The organism is Streptomyces asoensis (assembly GCF_016860545.1).
In the GTDB taxonomy this organism is placed as follows: domain Bacteria; phylum Actinomycetota; class Actinomycetes; order Streptomycetales; family Streptomycetaceae; genus Streptomyces; species Streptomyces asoensis.
The window spans coordinates 1363849-1385128 of the sequence record NZ_BNEB01000003.1 but is presented as its reverse complement, the minus strand read 5'-3'; the positions used below and the strand labels follow the sequence as shown (position 1 = coordinate 1385128).

19 protein-coding genes and 1 tRNA gene are annotated in these 21280 nt (G+C 71.5%); 12 read left to right on the top strand and 8 right to left on the bottom strand.

What is annotated here, in order from left to right; translation table 11 throughout:
- Positions 1 to 16: 16 nt before the first annotated feature.
- The 3 genes from Saso_RS18925 to Saso_RS18915 are packed head-to-tail and all read right to left on the bottom strand — an operon-like array spanning position 17 to position 2780.
- Positions 17 to 802: a TrmH family RNA methyltransferase gene (locus tag Saso_RS18925; RefSeq protein WP_189923589.1), complete on the bottom strand. Its 786-nt coding sequence runs from the start codon at positions 800 to 802 to the stop codon at positions 17 to 19.
- Positions 799 to 2010 carry an HTTM domain-containing protein gene (locus tag Saso_RS18920; protein ID WP_229901348.1) on the bottom strand — a complete coding sequence of 404 codons (1212 nt, stop codon included), beginning with the start codon at positions 2008 to 2010 and terminating at the stop codon, positions 799 to 801. The genes Saso_RS18925 and Saso_RS18920 overlap by 4 nt, the downstream gene beginning before the upstream one ends.
- On the bottom strand, positions 2007 to 2780 hold the full coding sequence (locus Saso_RS18915; protein WP_307822235.1) for a DUF5819 family protein: 774 nt from the start codon (positions 2778 to 2780) through the stop codon (positions 2007 to 2009). The genes Saso_RS18920 and Saso_RS18915 overlap by 4 nt, the downstream gene beginning before the upstream one ends.
- A 591-nt stretch (positions 2781 to 3371) precedes the next feature.
- On the opposite strand from Saso_RS18915, the gene paaA reads away from it, so the two are divergent.
- From paaA to Saso_RS18885, 6 genes are all read left to right on the top strand, one after another.
- On the top strand, positions 3372 to 4382 hold the full coding sequence (gene paaA / locus Saso_RS18910; RefSeq protein ID WP_189923593.1) for a 1,2-phenylacetyl-CoA epoxidase subunit PaaA: 1011 nt from the start codon (positions 3372 to 3374) through the stop codon (positions 4380 to 4382).
- A complete protein-coding gene (paaB, locus tag Saso_RS18905) occupies positions 4379 to 4666 on the top strand; it encodes a 1,2-phenylacetyl-CoA epoxidase subunit PaaB (protein ID WP_189923595.1) in 288 nt (95 codons plus the stop codon). Before paaA ends, paaB begins: the two co-directional genes overlap by 4 nt.
- Entirely contained in the window at positions 4663 to 5391 is a 729-nt protein-coding gene (gene paaC / locus Saso_RS18900) for a 1,2-phenylacetyl-CoA epoxidase subunit PaaC (protein WP_189923597.1), read from the top strand. The genes paaB and paaC overlap by 4 nt, the downstream gene beginning before the upstream one ends.
- Positions 5385 to 5936, top strand: coding sequence for a 1,2-phenylacetyl-CoA epoxidase subunit PaaD (paaD, locus tag Saso_RS18895; RefSeq protein WP_189923599.1), 552 nt, complete (start codon positions 5385 to 5387; stop codon positions 5934 to 5936). Before paaC ends, paaD begins: the two co-directional genes overlap by 7 nt.
- Positions 5936 to 6997: a 2Fe-2S iron-sulfur cluster-binding protein gene (locus Saso_RS18890; RefSeq protein WP_189923601.1), complete on the top strand. Its 1062-nt coding sequence runs from the start codon at positions 5936 to 5938 to the stop codon at positions 6995 to 6997. The genes paaD and Saso_RS18890 overlap by 1 nt, the downstream gene beginning before the upstream one ends.
- Before the next feature lie 108 nt (positions 6998 to 7105).
- Positions 7106 to 8266 (top strand): acyl-CoA dehydrogenase family protein, encoded by a 1161-nt coding sequence (locus Saso_RS18885; RefSeq protein ID WP_189923603.1) that lies wholly within the window; start codon positions 7106 to 7108, stop codon positions 8264 to 8266.
- Between the two features lie 10 nt (positions 8267 to 8276).
- Here the strand turns inward: Saso_RS18885 and Saso_RS18880 are convergent, their stop codons facing one another.
- From Saso_RS18880 to Saso_RS18865, 4 genes are all read right to left on the bottom strand, one after another.
- Positions 8277 to 8606 carry a rhodanese-like domain-containing protein gene (locus Saso_RS18880; protein ID WP_189923969.1) on the bottom strand — a complete coding sequence of 110 codons (330 nt, stop codon included), beginning with the start codon at positions 8604 to 8606 and terminating at the stop codon, positions 8277 to 8279.
- A 302-nt stretch (positions 8607 to 8908) separates the two neighbouring features.
- On the bottom strand, positions 8909 to 9706 hold the full coding sequence (locus tag Saso_RS18875; RefSeq protein WP_189923605.1) for a hypothetical protein: 798 nt from the start codon (positions 9704 to 9706) through the stop codon (positions 8909 to 8911).
- 206 nt (positions 9707 to 9912) lie between these two features.
- A complete protein-coding gene (locus tag Saso_RS18870; protein ID WP_189923607.1) occupies positions 9913 to 11373 on the bottom strand; it encodes a DUF2252 domain-containing protein in 1461 nt (486 codons plus the stop codon).
- 453 nt (positions 11374 to 11826) lie between these two features.
- A tRNA-Leu gene (locus Saso_RS18865) sits at positions 11827 to 11910 on the bottom strand.
- 410 nt (positions 11911 to 12320) lie between these two features.
- Between Saso_RS18865 and Saso_RS18860 the strand changes: the two genes are divergently transcribed.
- From Saso_RS18860 to pknB, 6 genes are all read left to right on the top strand, one after another.
- The gene (locus tag Saso_RS18860; protein ID WP_189923608.1) at positions 12321 to 13154 is read left to right on the top strand and encodes an FhaA domain-containing protein; all 834 of its coding nucleotides are present in this window, start codon (positions 12321 to 12323) and stop codon (positions 13152 to 13154) included.
- 10 nt (positions 13155 to 13164) lie between these two features.
- Positions 13165 to 13680 (top strand): FHA domain-containing protein FhaB/FipA, encoded by a 516-nt coding sequence (locus Saso_RS18855; RefSeq protein ID WP_189923610.1) that lies wholly within the window; start codon positions 13165 to 13167, stop codon positions 13678 to 13680.
- Between the two features lie 92 nt (positions 13681 to 13772).
- Positions 13773 to 15344, top strand: coding sequence for a Stp1/IreP family PP2C-type Ser/Thr phosphatase (locus tag Saso_RS18850; RefSeq protein WP_229901349.1), 1572 nt, complete (start codon positions 13773 to 13775; stop codon positions 15342 to 15344).
- Positions 15345 to 15371: 27 nt separating this feature from the next.
- Complete coding sequence (locus tag Saso_RS18845; protein ID WP_189923612.1) at positions 15372 to 16811, top strand: FtsW/RodA/SpoVE family cell cycle protein; 1440 nt, start codon at positions 15372 to 15374, stop codon at positions 16809 to 16811.
- Complete coding sequence (locus Saso_RS18840) at positions 16808 to 18277, top strand: peptidoglycan D,D-transpeptidase FtsI family protein (protein ID WP_189923614.1); 1470 nt, start codon at positions 16808 to 16810, stop codon at positions 18275 to 18277. Before Saso_RS18845 ends, Saso_RS18840 begins: the two co-directional genes overlap by 4 nt.
- Positions 18278 to 18446: 169 nt before the next feature.
- A complete protein-coding gene (gene pknB / locus Saso_RS18835) occupies positions 18447 to 20423 on the top strand; it encodes a Stk1 family PASTA domain-containing Ser/Thr kinase (RefSeq protein WP_189923616.1) in 1977 nt (658 codons plus the stop codon).
- Positions 20424 to 20505: 82 nt separating this feature from the next.
- On the opposite strand, the gene Saso_RS18830 is transcribed toward pknB, so the two are convergent.
- A complete protein-coding gene (locus Saso_RS18830) occupies positions 20506 to 21261 on the bottom strand; it encodes a class E sortase (protein WP_189923618.1) in 756 nt (251 codons plus the stop codon).
- Positions 21262 to 21280: the final 19 nt, after the last annotated feature.

The window sequence follows — 21280 nt, the reverse complement described above, 5'->3', positions numbered from 1 at the left end:
CGGCCCCGCGGGCCGGCTACGGCACGTGCGGTGCGCCCCCGGTGGCGCTCCAGTGGTACAGCGTCATGGCCACACTGGTCGCGAGGTTGTAACTGGAGACCTGGGGGCGCATCGGCAGCGCCAGGAGGTGATCGGCACGCGCGCGCAGTGCGGCGGAGAGCCCGCTGCGCTCGGAGCCGAAGGCCAGCAGGGCGTCGTCCGGCAGTCGCACGCCCCGGATGTCGTCGCCCTCCGGGTCGAGCGCGAACACCGGCCCGGCCGGCAGCTCGTCGACCGTGAGCCGCTCCACGGCGGTCGCGTAGTGCAGCCCGGCGCCGCCGCGCACCACGGTCGGATGCCACGGGTCGAGCGTGCCGGTGGTGACCACGCCGGTGGCCCCGAAACCGGCGGCCAGCCGGATCACCGCGCCCGCGTTGCCGAGGTTGCGGGGGTTGTCGAGGACCACGACGGGTGTGACCCGGGGCGCGCGCGCCAGCCGTTCCAGGTTGGCCGCCCGGGACGGCCGCAGGGCCAGGGCGGCGACCGCCGTGGGGTGCGGACGCGGCACGAGGGCGGCGTACACCGCCTGCGGCACCTCTGTCAGAAGGGCGTCCAGCGCGTCGCGGACGTCCGGCGCCAGTTCGTCGGCGAGCGCGAGCGCCGCCCGGCGGTCGGTGGTGACCGCCACCGGCACCTCGGCCCCGAAGCGCACGGCGTGCTTGAGGGCATGGAAGCCGTCGAGCAGGACGGACCCGCCGGCGCCGTCGGCGAGCCGGTGCCACCGGCCCAGCGGATCGGATCCGGCGGTCACGTCAGAGGTCATGCGGGAAAGCCTACGTGCGTGCGCCCCGGACTCTCCTCGACCGGCGGCTCCGCCTGCGCCGTCCGACGGGCGCCCGGCGACAGCCACCCACGCGCGCGTGCCGCCCAGCCGCCCACCCGGTGCAGGAACGTCGTCGGCAGGAAGACGGCGTCCGTCGCGATCATCGCCAGGGAGAAGAACGGCAGGCCCAGCAGCACGGCGATCACCGCGTGCTCCGTCATCATCAGGGCCAGCAGGACGTTCTTCAGCCGCCGGTTGGCGAGCGTGAACGGGAAGGCGACCTGCACGATCACCGTCCCGTAGGTCGCGAGCAGGACCATCGTGCCGCTGCCGGCCAGCAGGTCGGCGAGCCCGGGCCAGGGCGAGAAGTAGTCCAGGTGCAGCGGGTAGTAGGCCGCGGTGCCGTCCTGCCAGCGCGAACCCTGGATCTTGTACCAGCCCGCCGTCGCGTAGATCAGACACGCCTCGGCCATGATCACGACGAGCGCCCCGTTGTGCAGGACGTCGGCGATCACGTCGAGCAGCACCCGGGGCTGTACCGACTTGGCGCGGCGGGCGACGACCCACCACAGGGCCTGCGCGGCCCAGGCCGCCCACAGGAGCGCCGGGATGGTCCAGTCGCTGTGGAAACGGCCCGCGACGGTCACGGAGACCAGGACGAACCCGGCGGCGGCCCACAGGGCCGGCCCCACCCGGTCCGTGACCCGCTCCCCACGCGCGCGTGCCTCGTCGGCGCGCCGGGCCCGCCGCGCGTCCAGCGACCACACCCGCCCGCACCGCATGAACACGAGGTAGATCGACATCAGATGCAGCACGTTGTCCCCGCCGTCACCGACGAAGACACTGCGGTTCTGGAGCGAGAGCACCCCGACCATGAACAGCACCGACATCGCGCGCGTGCGCCAGCCGACGAGCAGCAGTGCGGCGGCGAGCAGGGCGAGCAGGTACACCGCCTCGAACCAGGCCCGCCCGTCGGACCACATCAGCACGGTGAACGCGCCGTTGGTGTCGATCAGTTGCCGGGCAAGATCCCAGTTCCAGGGCCCGTCGGGGCCGTAGAGCTCATTGCGGTGGGGGAACTCGCGCAGCAGGAACAGCAGCCAGGTGGCGCTGAACCCGATGCGGACCACGGCGCTCTGGTAGGGCGCGAGCGCCGACCCGGTGACGCGGGCGATCGCGGCGGACACCGACAGGGAGAACCGGTTCACCTCGTGCCTCCCTCGGTCTCGTCGCCCGGCACCGACCACCAGGACAGTTCGCGGTACACCGGGCTCATGGACACCTTCTCGGTGCTCCACGGCGGCGGGGTCACGTTGGTGGTGCGCGAGCGGATCTGTATCCGCTCGACGGCACCGCCGTCACCGGCCGCGCCGCCCCGCTCCAGACGCAGCACCACGATGCGGCGCAGATAGGTCTCGGACAGGGCGCCGCGCAGACCGACGGGACGGTTGTCGTTGCCGTGCGTGGCGGTGAAGAAGTCCCAGGCGCGGCGCAGTTCGTTCTGCTGGGTGTGGCTCGGCACCAGGTTGCCGTCGATGGCCCGGCCGTCCTGCGCGGACAGGTCGTACCAGCCGGTGGTCCGCGAGCCGCCGTCCGCGGTGCGGACCTGGGCGCGGACCTGGACCGCGATGTTCTGCTGCAACGGGTTCGGCGCGAAGAGCTTCCAGTTCTGCTCGAACTCCGGGTAGATCCATTCGTCGATCGCCCTGCCGTGCGCCTTGCTGACGGTGTTCGACGGGGCGACGTGCAGGAAGACCATCCCGACATGGACGCAGACGGTCACCGCGACCACGGCCAGCGCGAGCGCGGCGCCGATCTGGTAGCGGGGGGAGAGGGCGGCCACCCCGGTGCGGGGCCCGGGCCGGCCCGGCTCGTCCACGAGAGCGGCTGAGGAACCGGTCGGGTCCGGGTCGGGCGAGGCCGGAGCGTCCGGGACGGCCGGCGCGGGTCCGGCGGGGGGAACGGGCCCGCTCTCCACGGCCCCTCCTGGCGGGCCGGACGCGGGAGCCGCGCCCTCGGCGGGGGAGCCGGAGTCCGCGCCCTCCTCGGCCGAGGAGCCGGGCCGACGGTCGTCCGTCCCGGCCGAGGAGCCGGCCGCACGGCCTTTCCCCGCGGCCGGCGAACCCTGTCGCGGGCGCGCCTGAGCGTTCGTGGCCACCGGCTCCGAGCTGGGGGTTCCTGCCCGTGGGCGGGGTACGGCGTCCCGAGCGCGGGGCCCGTCCGCTTCCGCCTCCCCCGACGTGATCGGCCCCTTCGGCGGACCGAAGTCCCCGTCGTGCGCGTCCATTCCGCCCCGTTCCCCGATGCCGGTCGTCCTCGCGCTGCGTCGCGCAATCGCGAACGGTACTCAGCCTCACCCGTTCGGCGCAGCCCCCTTCCCACGGGGCCCGCGCCGGGAAAGGCCGGGGCAGGTTGTCCACAGGGGGTGCCCGCAGGTTATCCACAGCGGTTGACACCTTACGACGGCCGTCCCACCATGGAATCGCACGGACCGAACGATCGGTCGGGAGAAGGCTCGGGCAGAGCCGAGGCCACGGCACCAGCCGGGCCCGAGGTCAAGGGGGACCGCATGGCGACAGCAGCCGCGCACCGGACGGCCCGCACACAGCCGCACACCGCCCAGGACGACGGCGGCGGCGACGAGGCGCACCAGCGCGCCTTCGACGCCACGGTGGCCGCGGACGAACGCATCGAGCCACGCGACTGGATGCCCGACGCCTACCGCGCGACCCTGGTGCGCCAGATCGCCCAGCACGCCCACTCCGAGATCATCGGCATGCAGCCGGAGGCCAACTGGATCACCCGCGCACCGTCCCTGCGCCGCAAGGCCATCCTCATGGCCAAGGTCCAGGACGAGGCGGGCCACGGGCTCTACCTCTACAGCGCGGCCGAGACCCTCGGCGTCAGCCGCGAGGAGCTGCTCGACAAGCTCCACACCGGCCGCCAGAAGTACTCCTCGATCTTCAACTACCCCACGCTCACCTGGGCGGACGTCGGCGCGATCGGCTGGCTCGTGGACGGCGCGGCGATCACCAACCAGGTCCCCCTGTGCCGTTGCTCCTACGGGCCCTACGCCCGCGCGATGGTCCGCGTCTGCAAGGAGGAGTCCTTCCACCAGCGCCAGGGGTACGAACTGCTGCTGGCCCTCAGCCGGGGCACCCCCGAACAGCACGCGATGGCGCAGGACGCGGTGGACCGCTGGTGGTGGCCCTCCCTGATGATGTTCGGCCCGCCCGACGACGAGTCCGCCCACTCGGCACAGTCCATGACCTGGAAGATCAAGCGCCACTCCAACGACGAACTGCGCCGGCGCTTCGTCGACATCTGCGTCCCCCAGGCGGCGTCGGTCGGCCTCACGCTTCCCGACCCGGACCTGAAGTGGAACGAGGAGTCGGGACACCACGACTTCGGCCCCATCGACTGGACCGAGTTCAAGGAGGTCCTCAAGGGCAACGGCCCCTGCAACGAACAGCGGATCACACAGCGAAGGCGCGCCCACGACGAGGGCGCATGGGTACGAGAGGCGGCCGCCGCCCACGCGGCCAAGCACACCTCGCGCACGGAGACGGAGCAGGCATGACGAACACCGACTGGCCCCTGTGGGAGGTCTTCGTGCGCTCCCGGCGCGGCCTCTCCCACACCCACGCCGGCAGCCTGCACGCGCCGGACGCCGAGTTCGCCCTGCGCAACGCGCGCGACCTGTACACGCGGCGCGGCGAGGGCGTGTCGATCTGGGTGGTGCCGTCCGCCTCGATCACGGCCTCCTCGCCGGACGAGAAGGACCCGTTCTTCGAACCGTCCGCCGACAAGCCGTACCGGCACCCGACCTTCTACGAGATCCCGGAAGGGGTGAAGCACCTGTGACCACCACCACGCGGACGGACACGAACGCCGCAGCCCTCGCCCTCGGCGACGACGCCCTGGTGCTCTCCCACCGCCTGGGGGAGTGGATGGGCCACGCGCCGGTGCTGGAGGAGGAGGTCGCCCTCGCCAACATCGCCCTCGACCTGCTCGGCCAGGCCCGCATCCTGCTGTCGATGGCCGGCGACGAGGACGAGCTGGCCTACCTGCGCGAGGAGCGCTCCTTCCGCAACCTCCAGCTGGTCGAGCAGCCCAACGGCGACTTCGCCCACACCATCGCCCGGCAGCTGTACTTCTCGACCTACCAGCACCTGCTGTACGCACGACTGGCCACCGTGGACGGCCCGTTCGCGGGACTGGCGGCGAAGGCCGTCAAGGAGGTCGCCTACCACCGCGACCACGCCGAACAGTGGACGCTGCGGCTCGGCGACGGGACCGACGAGAGCCACGAGCGCATGCAGCGGGCCTGCACGGCACTGTGGCGCTTCACCGGCGAGATGTTCCGTCCCCTGGCCGGCCTCGGCCTCGACCCGGCGGACCTGGAACCGGCCTGGCTGGAGTCGGTGCGCGCTGTGCTGGACCGGGCCGGTCTGGCCGTCCCCGAGGGGGCGCGCTCCGGAGCCTGGCGCGCCGGCGCGGGCCGCGAGGGCCTGCACACCGAGTCCTTCGGCCGGATGCTCGCCGAGATGCAGCACCTGCACCGCAGCCACCCGGGCGCGTCATGGTGACGCCCACCGCGCTGGAGGCGGAGCTCCTGGCGGTCGCCGGCTCGGTACTCGACCCCGAACTGCCCGTGCTCACCCTGCGCGAACTCGGCGTGCTGCGCGCGGTGCACGTCCGGGACGCGGACACCGTCGAGGTCGACCTGACCCCCACCTACACCGGCTGCCCCGCGGTGGAGGCGATGTCCCTCGACATCGAACGCGCGCTGCACGAGCACGGGGTCCGTGAGGTCACCGTGCGCACCGTGCTGCTGCCCGCCTGGTCCACCGACGACATCTCCGCCGAAGGAAGGCGCAAGCTACGGGAGTTCGGCATCGCGCCGCCCCGGGCGCGTGGGGCGGACGGCCCTGTCGGCGTCTCCCTGGGCCCCACCCGCACGCTCGGCACGACGCCCACCGCCGCCGGGGCGTCGGACCCGGAGCCGGTCCGCTGCCCGCACTGCGGCAGTGCCGACACCGAGCTGCTCAGCCGGTTCTCCTCCACCGCCTGCAAGGCGCTCCGCCGCTGCCTCGCCTGCCGTGAACCCTTCGACCACTTCAAGGAGCTGTGATGGCCCGCTTCCACCCGCTCCAGGTGGCCGCGGTGGACCACCTCACCGACGACTCCGTCACCCTCACCCTCGCCGTGCCCCCCGCACTGCGCGAGGAGTACCGGCACGCGCCCGGACAGCACCTCGCCCTGCGGCGCCTGGCCGACGGCACCGAGGTACGGCGCACGTACTCGATCTGCTCGGCCGCGCCCGACCCGGGCGGCGAGGGGCCGAGCACCCTGCGGGTGGGGGTGCGGCTGGTCGAGGGCGGCGCCTTCTCGACCTACGCCCTGAAGGAGATCTCGGTCGGCGACGAGCTGGACGTGATGACCCCCGCGGGCCGGTTCACCCTCGCCCCCGCGCCCGGCCTGTACGCGGCGGTCGTCGGCGGCAGCGGGATCACCCCGGTGCTGTCGATCGTCTCGACCCTGCTGGCCCGCGAGCCGACGGCCCGGTTCTGCCTGGTGCGCAGCGACCGGACGGCCGCCTCGACGATGTTCCTGGAGGAGGTCGCCGACCTCAAGGACCGCTACCCCGAACGGCTCCAGCTGGTCACCGTGCTCTCCCGCGAGGAGCAGCAGGCCGGCCTGCCGTCCGGACGGCTGGACCGGGAGCGGCTAACCGCGCTGCTGCCCTCGCTGCTGCCGGTGCGGGAGGTGGCCGGATGGTTCCTGTGCGGGCCACTCGGACTCGTCCAGGGCGCCGAGCAGGCCCTGCGCGAGATCGGGGTCCCGCGCTCCCGGATCCACGAGGAGATCTTCCACGTCGAGATCTCGGCGCCCCCGGTGCGCACGGCGGCGCCCGCCCACAGCACCGTGACCGCCCGGCTCGACGGCCGCGGCGGCAGCTGGCCCGTCCAGGACGGGGAGTCGGTCCTGGAGACGGTCCTGCGCAACCGGCCCGACGCGCCCTACGCCTGCAAGGGCGGGGTGTGCGGCACCTGCCGGGCCTTCCTGGTCTCCGGCGAGGTGCGCATGGACCGCAACTTCGCCCTGGAGCCGGAGGAGACGGAGTCCGGATACGTGCTGGCCTGCCAGTCCCATCCGCTGACCGAGGCGGTGGAGGTCGACTTCGACCGGTGAGCCAAGCGGTTCGCGCGTACCGGGACGGCGACCGACCGTTCCCTTCTTCTAGAACCTGTTCTATCTTGACGCTCCGTCAGATCAGCTGACCCGTCGGGAGGACAGGCCGTGGACTTCACCTTCACCGAGGAGCAGCAGGCCGCGGCCGAGGCGGCCCGCGGGGTGTTCGCCGGGGTCGCCCCCGACGCCGTGCCGAGCCCGGCGGTCACCCGGGGCGCCGTGGCCGAGGGCTTCGACCGCGCGCTGTGGGACCGCCTCGCCGCGGCGGACCTGCTGGGCCTGCTGCTGGACGAGGAGTCCGGCGGCGCCGGCCTCGACGCGGTCGCGCTCTGTCTGGTGCTGCGCGAGTCGGCGAAGGTGCTGGCCCGGGTGCCCCTGCTGGAGAACAGCGCGGCCCTGGCCACCCTCCAGGCCTACGGCGGGCCGGAGTTGAGGTCGTCGCTCCCGGCCCGGGCCGGCCGTGGCGAGCTGGTCCTCACCGTCGCCGCGAACGGCCTCACCGGCCACGACCCGGCCGAACTCGCCGTCACGGCACGGCACCACGGCCAGAACGGCAAGAACGCCCAGGACGGCGGCCACTGGGTGCTGGACGGCGTGCAGACGATGGTGCCGTGGGCCTTCGACGCGGACCACCTCGTCGTACCGGCGCACACCGGGGAAGGACAGAGCGTCCTCGCCGTCGTACCCCGCGCACACGAGGGCGTGGTGCTCGCCGAGCAGGTCTCCACCTCCGGCGAGCGGCTCGGCGAACTGCGCCTCGAGTCGGCGAGGATCGCCGCCCGGGACGTCGTCACCGCCGAGGGCGCCTGGGAGTGGCTGCGCGCCCTGCTGACCACCGGTACCTGCGCGCAGGCGCTCGGGCTGGGCGAGCGCGTACTCGCCATGACCGGCGACTACGCGGGCAAGCGCGAGCAGTTCGGGCACCCGATCGCCAGTTTCCAGGCGGTCGCCGTGCAGGCCGCGGACCGCTACATCGATCTGCGCGCGATGGAGGTCACCCTGTGGCAGGCCGCGTGGCGGATCGCCTCCGGGGCGCCGGGCGCGCTGCCGGCCTCCGCGGACATCGCCGTGGCCAAGATCTGGGCGTCGGAAGGCGTACGCCGGGTCGTCCAGACCGCACAGCACCTGCACGGGGGCTTCGGCGCCGACGTCGACTACCCCCTGCACCGGTACCACGCCTGGGCCAAGCACCTGGAGCTGTCGCTCGGCCCGGCCGCGGCCCATGAGGAAGCCCTGGGCGACCTCCTGGCCGCCCACGCCCTCGGCTGATCCCGGGGCTCTACAGGACGGAGCCCGGGGTTCCCTGGTCCGTGACGACCGGGCGCCCCGCGGCGGCCCAGATCTGCATGCCGCCGTCGACGTTCACCGCGTCGATGCCCTGCTGGACCAGATACATCGTGACCTGCGCCGAACGGCCGCCGGAGCGGCAGATCACGTGGACGCGTCCGTCCTGCGGGGCCGCCTCGGTGAGCTCGCCGTAGCGGCCGACGAACTCGCTGATCGGGATGTGCAGCGCCCCCGCGGCGTGACCCGCCTGCCACTCGTCGTCCTCACGGACGTCCAGCAGGAAGTCGTCGTCCTTGAGATCGCCGACCGCGACCGTGGGCACACCAGCTCCGAAACTCATGCCCCGACGCTACCCGACCGGGCAGCCGGTCGGGCCTGCCCGCCGACCACTGCTCCGCATCGGCCCGCCCGGCGGACCGCCCCGGGCCGCCATCGGGCCACCGCGGGCCGCCATCGGGCCACCGTCGGGCCACTGGGCCGCCGCCGGGGCCCGCGACCGAGGGCGGACACCGTTCCGCCGCCGACCGGCACGCACCGAAACGCACCGCCGCACGCCGCCGCACGCCGAGACTCACCAAGACGCAACGCCACGCGCCGGGAGGCACCGGCCGGCGCGGGCCGGACCTAGCCGGTCAGTTCGGCGAGCTCCGCCTCGCGGGCGGCGACATCGGCGAGCAGCTTGTCGGCGATCTCGTCCAGGAGCCGGTCGGGGTCGTCCGGGGCCATCCTGAGCATGGAGCCGATCGCGCTCTCCTCCAGCTCACGGGCGACCAGCGCCAGCATCTCCTTGCGCTGGGCCAGCCACTCGAGCCGGGCGTAGAGCTCCTCGCTCGGGCTCGGGCTGCGCTCGGCGGGCGCCGGACCGGCCGCCCACTCCTCGGCGAGCTCGCGCAGCAGCGCCTCCTCGCCGCGGGCGTAGGCCGCGTTGACCCGGGTGATGAACTCCTCGCGCCGGGCCCGCTCGTCCTCCTCCTGCGCCAGGTCCGGGTGCGCCTTGCGGGCCAGCTCGCGGTACAGCTTGCGGGCCTCCTCGCTGGGCCGCACCCGCTGCGGGGGCCGGACCGGCTGGTCCGTGAGCATCGCCTCGGCCTCGGGGAACAGCCCTTCGCCGTCCATCCAGCCGTGGAACAGTTCCTCGACCCCCGGCATCGGCATGACCCGGGCCCGTGCCTCGGAGGCCTTGCGCAGGTCCTCGGGGTCACCGGTGCGGGCGGCCCTGGCCTCGGCGATCTGGGCGTCCAGTTCGTCGAGGCGGGCGTACATCGGACCGAGTTTCTGATGGTGGAGCCGCGAGAAGTTCTCGGTCTCGACGCGGAAGGTCTCCACCGCGATCTCGAACTCGATCAACGCCTGCTCGGCGGCCCGCACGGCCTGCTCCAGCCGCGCCTCGGGCCGGGGCTGCTCAGCTTCGGGGGTCGTCACCCGCCCAGCCTAGGCCAACCCTCCCCCGGCCCCGCCCGTCCGACCCCGAGGCCCCGTCCCCGGCCGCCGACGTCCGCCCCGACCGTCGGCGTCCGCCCCCGGGCCGCCCGCGTCCGTCCCGTCCTGCTCAGGGCCCTCGGCCCGCGCCCGCGTACGCCCGCGTGCGCCTCGGACACCCGTGTGCGCCTCAGACGCCCGTGTGCGCCTCAGACGCCCGTCTCCGCCGCGATCCGCCCCGCCCGGACCGCCGCCACGAGGTCCGAGTGGTCCGCCTCGGTGCGGTCGGCATAGGCGACGGCGAAGTCGGCGATCGCCTCGTCGAGCTCCTCGTTCTTGCCGCAGTACCCGGCGACGAGACGCGGGTCCGCGCTGTGGGAGTGGGCACGCGCGAGGAGCGCACCGGTCATCCGGCCGTAGTCGTCGACCTGGTCGGCGGCGAGCGCGGCCGGATCGACGCTGCCCTTGCGGTTGCGGAACTGCCGTACCTGGAAAGGGAGTCCGTCGACCGTCGTCCAGCCGAGGAGCATGTCGCTGACGACCTGCATGCGCTTCTGGCCGATGACCACCCGGCGCCCTTCGTGCTCCACCCGCGGTGCCTCGAACCCGGCCGTCACCAGATGCGGGACCAGGGCCGACGCGCGGGCCTCCTTGACCTGGAGGATCAGCGGTTCGCCCCGGTGGTCCAGCAGCAGCACCACGTACGACCGCGTCCCGACGCTGCCCGTGCCGACGATCCGGAAGGCGACGTCGTGGACCGCGTGGCGGGCCAGCAGGGGGTGACGGTCCTCCGACAGCGTGGTCAGGTAGTGCTCCAGCGAGGCGGCCACCGCGTGGGCCTGCGCGTCCGGGACACGACGCAGTACCGGTGCGGCGTCGACGAAGCGCCGGCCGCCGTCCTCCGTCGGCTCGGTCGACTTCGCCGCGAACCGCCCGCTGGTGTTGGCCCGCGCCTTCTCCGAGACCCGTTCCAGGGTGCCCAGCAGGTCGTGCGCGTCGGTGTGGGAGACCAGTTCCTCGTCGGCGATGGCGTTCCACGCGTCCAGCACCGGGAGCTTGGCCAGGAGCCGCATGGTCCGGCGGTAGGAGCCCGCCGCGCCGTACGCGGCCCGGCGGCAGGTGTCCTCGTCCGCGCCGGCCTCGCGGCCCGCCAGCACCAAGGAGGCGGCCAGGCGCTTGAGGTCCCACTCCCACGGCCCCTCGACCGTTTCGTCGAAGTCGTTCAGGTCGATGACCAGACCGCCCCGGGCGTCGCCGTACAGACCGAAGTTCGCCGCGTGGGCGTCCCCGCAGATCTGGGCGCTGATCCCGGTCATCGCGGTGCGGGCCAGGTCATGGGCCATGAGTCCGGCCGAGCCGCGCAGGAAGGCGAACGGCGTCGCCGCCATCCGCCCGACCCGGATCGGGGTGAGCTCGGGGATGCGGCCCCGGCTGGACTCCTCGACCGCGGCCACCGCGTCCGGCCGGGAGGGATCCGGGGCGAACGCGGCGTGCGCCGAACGCGGCACCCGGTCCCGCAGGGCCTTGCCCTCTTCCTTGGGGGACAGCGGGGCCGCCCCGGCCTCCGGTCCGGCGGAGGGCACCCCGGCGGGCCACTCGGCGAATCCACGCACGCGCGGAAGCCTGCGCGCCCCGCCCGTCTCCGTCCCCGCACCACCGGCCTCGGTCATCACGACCGCCTCCCCCGCACCCGTACGTCCGTCGGCTCGACGAGCCGAACATCAAGTCGTGCAGACCGTACAGCCCGACGACCGCGCGGCGGCAGCCCTGTGGACAACCCCCTGCGACCGACATGTTTCACGTGAAACACCACAGACAGCCCTCGCTCCGCAGCGGCCGACGAATCGGACGCCCCGTGAGCCCGCTCACCCAGCGGCACCGCTCGCCACCCTGAGACGTTCCTCACACACCGTGAGCAACCGTGGCCGATACTCGCCGGGCCCGAAACGTACGCCCGGACCGACAGGGAGCGAAGGGTGCGAGAAAGCGCAGGGCGCGGCCGGAACAGGCGGCACAGGGGGAACAAGCGGGACGGGCGGGGCAGAGAGAGTGGACAGGGCGGGACATGTGACGCGGAACATGCGAAAGCCCCGCAGGTCAAAGACCTGCGGGGCTTTCAGCTGTGCGCGAGGGGGGAGTTGAACCCCCACGCCCTTGCGGGCACTGGAACCTGAATCCAGCGCGTCTGCCTATTCCGCCACCCGCGCATTGGGTGTGTCTTCCGGTCCGTGGCCTTGCGGCCTGGCGCCTTCCGACATGCAGAACATTAGCACGCGGGCCAGGGTGCGTTCACATCCCTTCTGGGCGGGCAGGGAGCAGGTGGGGGGCGTAGTCGGCCCCGGAAGGTCTCGGCGATGACTGGTTCACGTATCAACCTCGTACCTAAGGCGGCCGTCTCCCCCGGAGCCGGACGAGGACCACAGTCAGGTGCGGGACACTGGTCCTCGGCCACCTCTACGATCCTGGGCAGCGAACAGGCGCGGGAGAGGGTGTCGACACCGTTCGACGGGGCCGACAGGGGGAACCAGCCGATTCACCGGCGCGTGGATACGATCAGTAAGCAGTACCAGGTAGGCAGCACGGCACGGGACAGCAGCCACGACGGAGGAGGTGCCCCATGGGAGTCCTGAAGAAGTTCGAGCAGCGTCTCGAGGGTCTGGTCAACGGCACCTTCGCCAAGGTCTTCAAGTCCGAGGTCCAGCCCGTGGAGATCGCCGGCGCGCTCCAGCGCGAGTGCGACAACAACGCGACCATCTGGAACCGCGACCGGACCGTCGTCCCCAACGACTTCATCGTGGAACTGAGCACACCCGACTACGAGCGGCTCAGCCCGTACTCCGGCCAGCTCGGCGACGAGCTCGCCGGCATGGTCCGCGACTACGCCAAGCAGCAGCGCTACACCTTCATGGGGCCGATCAAGGTCAACCTGGAGAAGGCGGACGACCTCGACACCGGCCTGTACCGGGTGCGCAGCCGTACGCTCGCCTCCTCCAGCAGCCAGGCGCCGGAGCAGGCGCCCTCCGGCGGCCGGCAGCGGCCCGGCTACCCGGGGGCCGGAGCAGGCGCTCCCCCCATGCCGTCCGCGCCCCCGCCCGGCGCCCGGCCCGGAGGCTACGGCTACCCGCCCGCCGCCGGCGGCGGTCCGGTCGGCGCCCCGCAGCCGGGGTCACGCACCCGCCACTGGATCGAGATCAACGGCACCCGCCACCAGATCTCCCGCGGCTCGCTCGTGATGGGCCGCAGCACCGAGGCCGACGTGCGGATCGACGACCCCGGCGTGTCCCGTCGGCACTGCGAGATCCGGACCGGCTCGCCCTCGACGATCGCGGATCTCGGCTCCACCAACGGCATCGTGGTGGACGGGCAGCACACCACCCGCGCTACGCTCCGCGACGGCTCGCGGATCGTCGTGGGCAGCACCACCATCATTTACCGGCAAGCCGAAGGGTGAAGCGGGGGCAATGTCAGAGCTGACCCTCACGGTCATGCGGCTGGGTTTCCTGGCCGTACTGTGGCTGTTCGTCATCGTGGCCGTGCAGGTCATCCGCAGCGACCTCTTCGGTACGCGCGTCACCCAGCGCGGCGCGCGCCGGGAGGCCGGGCGGGCGCAGCAGGCACAGCGCCAGCAGGCGCCTCCGCAGCAGCGTCAGCAGCCCGCCGCCGCGGGCCGCACGCGCCGCAACGCGCCCACCAAGCTCGTCGTGTCCGAGGGCACCCTCACCGGCACGACCGTCGCGCTCCAGGGCCAGACCATCACTCTGGGCCGGGCGCACGACAGCACCATCGTGCTGGACGACGACTACGCCTCCAGCCGCCATGCCAGGATCTACCCGGACCGCGACGGCCAGTGGATCGTCGAGGACCTGGGCTCCACGAACGGCACGTACCTCGACCGATCGCGACTGACGACTCCCACACCGATCCCGTTGGGCGCGCCGATCCGTATCGGCAAGACCGTCATCGAGCTTCGGAAGTAGTGCTGCATCATGAGTGAGCGCGAGCGGAGCGAGCACACGGCGGCGGCCGGCACCCATGGCCCCGGAGTGCTCCCGACCGGAGGGTGGGCAGTGTGGCTCGACACGACCGGCTGTACCCGGGGCCGACGGGCGAGGTGCGCATGAGTCTGTCACTGCGCTTCGCCGCCGGATCGCACAAGGGCATGATCCGGGAGGGCAACGAGGACTCCGGTTACGCCGGTCCGCGCCTGCTCGCCATCGCCGACGGCATGGGCGGCGCCGCGGCCGGTGAGGTCGCCTCCTCCGAGGCCATCTCCACCATCGTCGCCCTCGACGACGACGTGCCCGGCTCCGACGTCCTCACCTCGCTCGGCACCGCCGTCCAGCGCGCCAACGACCAGCTGCGCTCCCTGGTCGAGGAGGACCCCCAGCTCGAGGGCATGGGCACCACCCTGACCGCCCTGCTGTGGACCGGTCAGCGCCTCGGACTCGTCCACGTCGGCGACTCGCGCGCCTACCTGCTGCGCGACGGCGTGCTGACGCAGATCACCCAGGACCACACCTGGGTGCAGCGCCTCGTCGACGAGGGCCGCATCACCGAGGAAGAAGCCACCACCCACCCCCAACGGTCCCTGCTGATGCGGGCGTTGGGCAGCGGTGAGCACGTCGAACCCGACCTGTCGATCCGCGAGGTCCGGGCCGGCGACCGCTACCTGATCTGCTCCGACGGCCTGTCCGGCGTCGTCTCGCACCAGACGCTCGAGGACACCCTCGCCAGCTACCAGGGCCCCCAGGAGACCGTGCAGGAGCTGATCCAGCTCGCGCTGCGCGGCGGCGGCCCCGACAACATCACCGTGATCGTCGCCGACGTCCTCGACCTGGACACCGGTGACACCCTCGCCGGACAGCTCTCCGACACCCCGGTCGTGGTCGGCGCGGTCGCCGAGAACCAGCTCCAGCTGCACGACAACAACATCATGCAGACGCCGGCCGGCCGCGCCTCCGGCCTCGGCCGCAGGCAGCACGGACGCGGCGGCGGCGGTGAGTTCGGCCCGCCCGGCTCCGGCGGCGACATCACCGGCTTCATCCCCACCGACGGCTTCGGCGACTACACGGACGACGACTTCGTGAAGCCGCGCAAGGGCCGCAAGTGGCTGAAGAGATCCTTCTACAGCGTGCTGGCGCTCGCCGTGATCGGCGGCGGCCTCTACGGCGGCTACCGCTGGACGCAGACGCAGTACTACGTCGGCTCCAAGGACGAGCACGTCGCGCTGTACCGGGGCATCAGCCAGGACCTGGCATGGGTGTCGTTGTCGAAGGTGGAGAAGGACCACCCCGAGATCGAACTCAAGTACCTCCCGGACTACCAGCAGAAGCTGGTCGAGGCGACGATCGCCGAGGGCGGTCTGCCGGCCGCCCAGAAGAAGATCGACGAGCTGGCCGTCCAGGCCTCGGCGTGCAAGAAGCTCTCCGAGACCCCCGCGGCGAGCAAGACCGGATCGAAGACCGGCACGGGCAAGGCCGGCGGCACCACGGGAACCACCCCCGCCTCGGTCACGTCCAAAGCATCGCCGAGCCCCTCGGCAACCGCGTCCCCGTCCGTACCCGCGACCGCCACTCCCACCCCCGGCCCCAGCCTTTCGGAGGAAGAGCAGAAGGTCGTCTCGCGGTGCGGTGAGCAGTAGGCAAGCCGTGAGAGGCCCCGTCACACGATGAGCAGTACTACCAACTCGCCGACGCACCACACGTCCACGATCGGCTCGATCGGCACCCCGAGCCGGCGCAACACCGAGCTCGCGCTCCTGGTGTTCGCCGTCGTGATCCCGGTCTTCGCCTACGCCAACGTGGGCCTCGCCATCAACGAGCAGGTGCCGTCGGGCCTGCTGAGCTACGGTCTGGGCCTCGGCCTGCTGGCCGGCGTGGCGCACCTCGTCGTGCGCAAGTTCGCGCCGTACGCCGACCCGCTGCTGCTGCCCGTGGCCACCCTGCTGAACGGGCTCGGGCTCGTCGCGATCTGGCGCCTGGACCAGTCCAAGTACCTCCAGCAGGCCCACCAGGCCGGCACGGCCGCGCCACGCCAGCTGCTGTACACCGCGCTCGGCATCGCGCTGTTCATCGTCGTGCTGATCTTCCTGAAGGACCACCGCGTCCTCCAGCGCTACACCTACATCTCCATGGTCGGCGCGATCTTCCTGCTGCTGCTGCCGCTCGTCCCGGGCCTCGGCCAGAACATCTACGGCGCCAAGATCTGGATCTCCGTCGCCGGTTTCTCCATCCAGCCCGGTGAGTTCGCCAAGATCGTGCTGGCGATCTTCTTCGCCGGCTACCTGATGGTCAAGCGCGACGCGCTCGCTCTCGCCAGCCGTCGCGTCCTCGGCCTCTACCTGCCGCGCGGCCGCGACCTCGGTCCGATCATCGTCGTCTGGTTCATCTCGATCCTGATCCTGGTCTTCGAGACCGACCTCGGTACTTCGCTGCTGTTCTTCGGCATGTTCGTGATCATGCTGTACGTCGCCACCGAGCGGACCAGCTGGATCGTCTTCGGTCTGCTGATGTCGGCGGTCGGCGCGGTCGGCGTCGCCCAGTTCGAGAGCCACGTCCAGCAGCGCGTCCAGGCCTGGCTCGACCCGATGAACGAGTACAAGCTCTCCCAGGCCGGCCAGATCGGCCACTCCGAGCAGGCCATGCAGGCCCTGTGGGCGTTCGGCTCCGGCGGCACCCTCGGCACCGGCTGGGGCCAGGGCCACTCCGAACTGATCAAGTTCGCCGCCAACTCCGACTTCATCCTCGCCACCTTCGGCGAGGAGCTCGGGCTCGCCGGCATCATGGCGCTGCTGCTGCTGTACGGCCTGATCGTCGAGCGCGGGGTGCGTACCGCCCTGGCCGCCCGCGACCCCTTCGGCAAGCTGCTGGCCATCGGCCTCTCGGGCGCCTTCGCCCTCCAGGTGTTCGTCGTCGCCGGCGGTGTGATGGGCCTCATCCCGCTCACCGGTATGACGATGCCCTTCCTCGCGTACGGCGGTTCCTCCGTCATCGCCAACTGGGCGCTCATCGGCATCCTGATCAGAATCAGCGACACCGCGCGCCGCCCGGCGCCCGCACCCGCCTCCAACCCCGACGCCGAGATGACCCAGGTGGTCCGCCCGTCATGAACAAGCCCCTGCGCCGGATCGCGATCTTCTGCGGCCTCCTGGTCCTCACTCTGCTGCTGCGCGACAACTGGCTCCAGTACGTCAAGGCGGACAGCCTCGCGAGCGACACCAAGAACCGCCGCGTCAACATCACCCGCTACGCCACCCCGCGCGGCAACATAATCGTCGACGGTAAGGCCATCACCGGCTCGGTCGAGACCAGCGGCGACTACAAGTTCAAGCGCACCTGGTCCAACGGCGCGATGTGGGCACCGGTCACCGGCTACTCCTCCCAGGCCTTCGGCGCCAACCAGCTGGAGAAGCTCGAGGACGGCATCCTCAGCGGCAACGACGACCGGCTCTTCTTCCGCAACACCCTGGACATGATCACGGGCAAGGAGAAGGAGGGCGGCAGCGTCGTCACCACCCTCAACGCCGCCGCGCAGAAGGCCGCCTACCAGGGGCTCGGCAGCAAGAAGGGCGCGGTCGCCGCGATCGAGCCGTCCACCGGCAAGATCCTCGCCCTGGTCTCCACACCGTCGTACGACCCCTCGAAGTTCGCCGGGTCCTCCGACGCGGACGCCGAGGCCTGGAACAAGGTCCAGAAGAAGAACGACGCCGACGACCCGATGCTCAACCGCGCCCTGCGTGAGACCTACCCGCCGGGCTCCACGTTCAAGGTGGTCACGGCCGCCGCCGCGCTGGAGAACGGCGAGGTGTCCGGCGTCGACGAGAAGACCCAGACCCCCGACCCGTTCCCGCTGCCGCAGTCCACGAGCAAGCTCACCAACGAGCACGGTGACTGTGAGAACGCCACTCTGCGCTACGCGCTCATGGTGTCCTGCAACACCGTCTTCGCGAAGATGGCCGACAACGTCGGCAACGAGAAGATGATCGCCCAGGCGGAGAAGTTCGGCTTCAACGAGGCCGAGCTGGACACCCCGGTGCGCGCCGCCAAGTCCACCTTCCCCGAGGACAACCGGCCGCAGAACGCCCTGGACGGCATCGGCCAGGGCTCCAACGCGGCCACCCCGCTCCAGATGGCCATGGTCGCCTCGGCGGTCGCCAACGACGGCAAGCTGATGAAGCCGTACATGGTCGACCAGCTCAAGGCCCCGAACCTGGACACCCTGGAGACGACCGAGCCCCAGCAGCTGTCCCAGGCCGTCTCGTCCAAGACCGCGCAGGCCCTCCAGGAAATGATGGAGACGGTCGTCAACGACCCGCAGGGCACCGGTGGCAAGGCCAAGATCGACGGCGTCACCGTCGGCGGCAAGACCGGTACCGCCCAGCACGGCTTCAAGAACAGCGAGAAGCCGTACGCCTGGTTCATCTCGTACGCCAAGCTGTCCGACGGCAGCGCGCCGGTGGCCGTCGCCGTCGTCGTCGAGGACGGCGCCGCCGACCGCGGCGACATCACCGGCGGCGGTCTGGCCGGCCCGATCGCCCGGGACGTGATGAAGGCAGTCATCGACAGCAAGAAGTGACCCCCATCACGTCGCCTACACATCGGTGCACGTTGCGATACCGGTCCTGTATCGGGTGACGGGCTTGGCCAGGTCACACAGCGCCGTCCGGGTACGGTATGCCCGGACGGCAGCCTCCGGCCGCACACGTGTGCCGGTCGGGACCGACGGAGAGGGCTGGTAGGTAGCTATGGAAGAGCCGCGTCGCCTCGGCGGCCGGTACGAGCTGGGCCACGTGCTCGGTCGTGGTGGCATGGCGGAGGTCTACCTCGCGCATGACACCCGCCTCGGCCGCACCGTGGCGGTGAAGACGCTGCGCGCGGACCTCGCGCGCGACCCTTCCTTCCAGGCCCGGTTCCGCCGGGAGGCCCAGTCTGCCGCCTCGCTCAACCACCCCGCGATCGTCGCGGTCTACGACACGGGCGAGGACTACATCGACGGGGTCTCGATCCCGTACATCGTCATGGAGTACGTCGACGGCTCCACCCTCCGTGAGCTGCTCCACTCCGGCCGCAAGCTGCTGCCGGAGCGGACGCTGGAGATGACCATCGGCATCCTCCAGGCCCTGGAGTACTCGCACAGAGCCGGCATCGTCCACCGCGACATCAAGCCCGCGAACGTCATGCTGACGCGCAACGGCCAGGTCAAGGTCATGGACTTCGGCATCGCCCGCGCCATGGGCGACTCCGGCATGACGATGACGCAGACCTCCGCGGTCATCGGCACCGCCCAGTACCTCTCGCCCGAGCAGGCCAAGGGCGAGCAGGTCGACGCCCGCTCCGACCTGTACTCCTCGGGCTGCCTGCTCTACGAACTGCTCACCGTGCGGCCGCCGTTCGTCGGTGACTCCCCGGTGGCCGTGGCCTACCAGCACGTCCGCGAGGAGCCGCAGCCCCCGAGCGTCTTCGACCCCGAGATCACCCCCGAGATGGACGCCATCGTCCTGAAGGCACTGGTCAAGGACCCGAACTACCGCTACCAGTCCGCCGACGAGATGCGCCTGGACATCGAGGCCTGCCTCGACGGCCAGCCGGTCGGCGCCACGGCCGCGATGGGCTCCGTCGGGTACGGCGGCTACGGCGACGACCAGGCCACCACCGCCCTGCGCTCCGCGGACGGCGGGGCCACCTCGATGCTGCCGCCCATGAACCCGGACGACGGCGGCTACGGCTACGACGACCGTCCGGACCGGCGCCGCCAGAAGAAGTCCAACGCCTCGACGATCCTGCTGGTCGTCGCCGCCGTCCTGGTCCTCGTCGGCGCGGTGCTGATCGGCAAGTGGGTCTTCAGCGGCGGCGTGAACAACGAGTCGGTGGCGGTGCCCAGCCTCATCGGCCAGGTCCAGGCCGACGCGCAGAAACAGCTGACCAACAGCGACCTCAAGCTGGGCACGGTCACCCAGAAGCCCTGCGAGGACCAGCCCAAGGGCAAGATCTGCGACCAGGACCCGAAGCCCACCACCAAGGTCGACAAGGACTCCACGGTCAACCTGGTGGTGTCGACCGGCGCGCCGAAGGTGGCCGTGCCGAACGTGATCGACAAGGACGTCGAGGCCGCGACCAAGCAGCTCGAGGACAAGGGCTTCGAGGTCGAGACGAAGCAGACGGAGTCCTCCCAGGAGCCGGGCACGGTCCTCAGCCAGGACCCCGATCCGGCCACCGAGCTGGAGAAGGGCTCGACGGTCACCCTCGAGGTCGCCAAGGCCGTGCAGAAGGCGACCGTCCCCGACGTCTCCAACAAGAGCTGTGACGACGCCAAGGCCCAGATGCAGCAGAACGACCTCAAGGGCAACTGCGTCGAGGTCGACACGCAGGACCAGAACCAGGTCGGCAAGGTCGTCCAGACCGTCCCGTCGATCGGCTCCCAGGCCGACAAGGGCTCCACGGTCCAGATCCAGATCGGCAAGAGCAGCCAGCCCGAGCAGACCCAGGTCCCGGGCAACCTCCAGGGGATGACCGTGAAGGACGCCAAGCAGGCGCTCCAGAACGCGGGTCTGAACGTCGGCAACATCGCCGGCAGCTCGGACGACGACGCCAAGGTCATCAGCTCGGACCCGGCCCCCGGCAGCACGGTCGACAAGGGGCAGACGGTCAACCTGATCGCCATCAAGGACAACAACGGCGGCAACAACGGCGGCGGCGGCTTCTTCGGAGGCGGCGGCGGCTGACCGGCCGTAGCGCCCGAACGACGTGGGCCCCACCGGACGTCCTCCGGTGGGGCCCACGTCCGTGAGCGACGGCAACGACGGCTCAGGCGAGTTCCTTCGGCGGGGTGCGGTTCGCGTCCACCTTGTCGACGCGTACCAGCTCGCCCCAGACAACGTACCGGTAGCGGCTCGTGTACACCGGCGTGCAGGTCGTCAGGGTGATGTAGTGGCCGGCCTTCTTCCTGCCGGATTCCTTCGGGACGCTGCCGAGGACCTCGACGTTGTACTTCGAGGTCTCGGGCAGGACCGCGTACACCTTGTAGACGTACCAGTCGTCCTTCGTCTCGAAGACGATCGGGTCGCCCTTCTCCAGCTTGTCGATGTTGTGGAACTTCGCGCCGTGGCCGTCGCGGTGGGCGGCGAGCGTGAAGTTGCCCTCCTTGCCGCTCGTCGGAAGGGCGGACTTGAACGGGTCGGTGTAGTAGCCGGCGACACCCTCGTTGAGGACCTTCGACGAGGTGCCCTCCTCGACCAGCACCTCACCGTTGCTCATCGCGGGCACGTGGAGGAAGCCGATGCCGTCCTTGGTGTCGAGCGCCCCGGGACCGGTGTCCTGCCGGGCCCAGTTGTCGCGCACCTTGTCGCCCTGCCGGTCGGCGTGCCGGTCGGCCACGACGTTGGTCCACCACAGGGAGTAGACGACGAACAGACCGAGCACCAGGCCCGCCGTGATGAGAAGCTCGCCGAACACACTGACGGCCAGCGCGATCCGCCCGCCCCCGCGACGCCGTGGCGCCGGGTCGGGCGCGTCCACACGCGCGTGCTCTTCGTGCCCGGTGTCGCCGGTGGTCGCTGCCACGTTCCTCTGTCCTTGCTCG

What these genes read in the sequence shown, in the direction of transcription:
- pknB (WP_189923616.1), top strand. Translation starts at nt 18,447, where the DNA reads ATGGAAGAGCCGCGTCGCCTCGGCGGCCGGTACGAGCTGGGCCACGTG.
- Saso_RS18845 (WP_189923612.1), top strand. Translation starts at nt 15,372, where the DNA reads ATGAGCAGTACTACCAACTCGCCGACGCACCACACGTCCACGATCGGC.
- Saso_RS18890 (WP_189923601.1), top strand. Translation starts at nt 5,936, where the DNA reads ATGGCCCGCTTCCACCCGCTCCAGGTGGCCGCGGTGGACCACCTCACC.
- Saso_RS18855 (WP_189923610.1), top strand. Translation starts at nt 13,165, where the DNA reads ATGTCAGAGCTGACCCTCACGGTCATGCGGCTGGGTTTCCTGGCCGTA.
- Saso_RS18925 (WP_189923589.1), bottom strand. Translation starts at nt 802, where the DNA reads ATGACCTCTGACGTGACCGCCGGATCCGATCCGCTGGGCCGGTGGCAC.
- Saso_RS18870 (WP_189923607.1), bottom strand. Translation starts at nt 11,373, where the DNA reads ATGACCGAGGCCGGTGGTGCGGGGACGGAGACGGGCGGGGCGCGCAGG.
- paaD (WP_189923599.1), top strand. Translation starts at nt 5,385, where the DNA reads ATGGTGACGCCCACCGCGCTGGAGGCGGAGCTCCTGGCGGTCGCCGGC.
- paaA (WP_189923593.1), top strand. Translation starts at nt 3,372, where the DNA reads ATGGCGACAGCAGCCGCGCACCGGACGGCCCGCACACAGCCGCACACC.
- Saso_RS18840 (WP_189923614.1), top strand. Translation starts at nt 16,808, where the DNA reads ATGAACAAGCCCCTGCGCCGGATCGCGATCTTCTGCGGCCTCCTGGTC.
- Saso_RS18860 (WP_189923608.1), top strand. Translation starts at nt 12,321, where the DNA reads ATGGGAGTCCTGAAGAAGTTCGAGCAGCGTCTCGAGGGTCTGGTCAAC.
- paaB (WP_189923595.1), top strand. Translation starts at nt 4,379, where the DNA reads ATGACGAACACCGACTGGCCCCTGTGGGAGGTCTTCGTGCGCTCCCGG.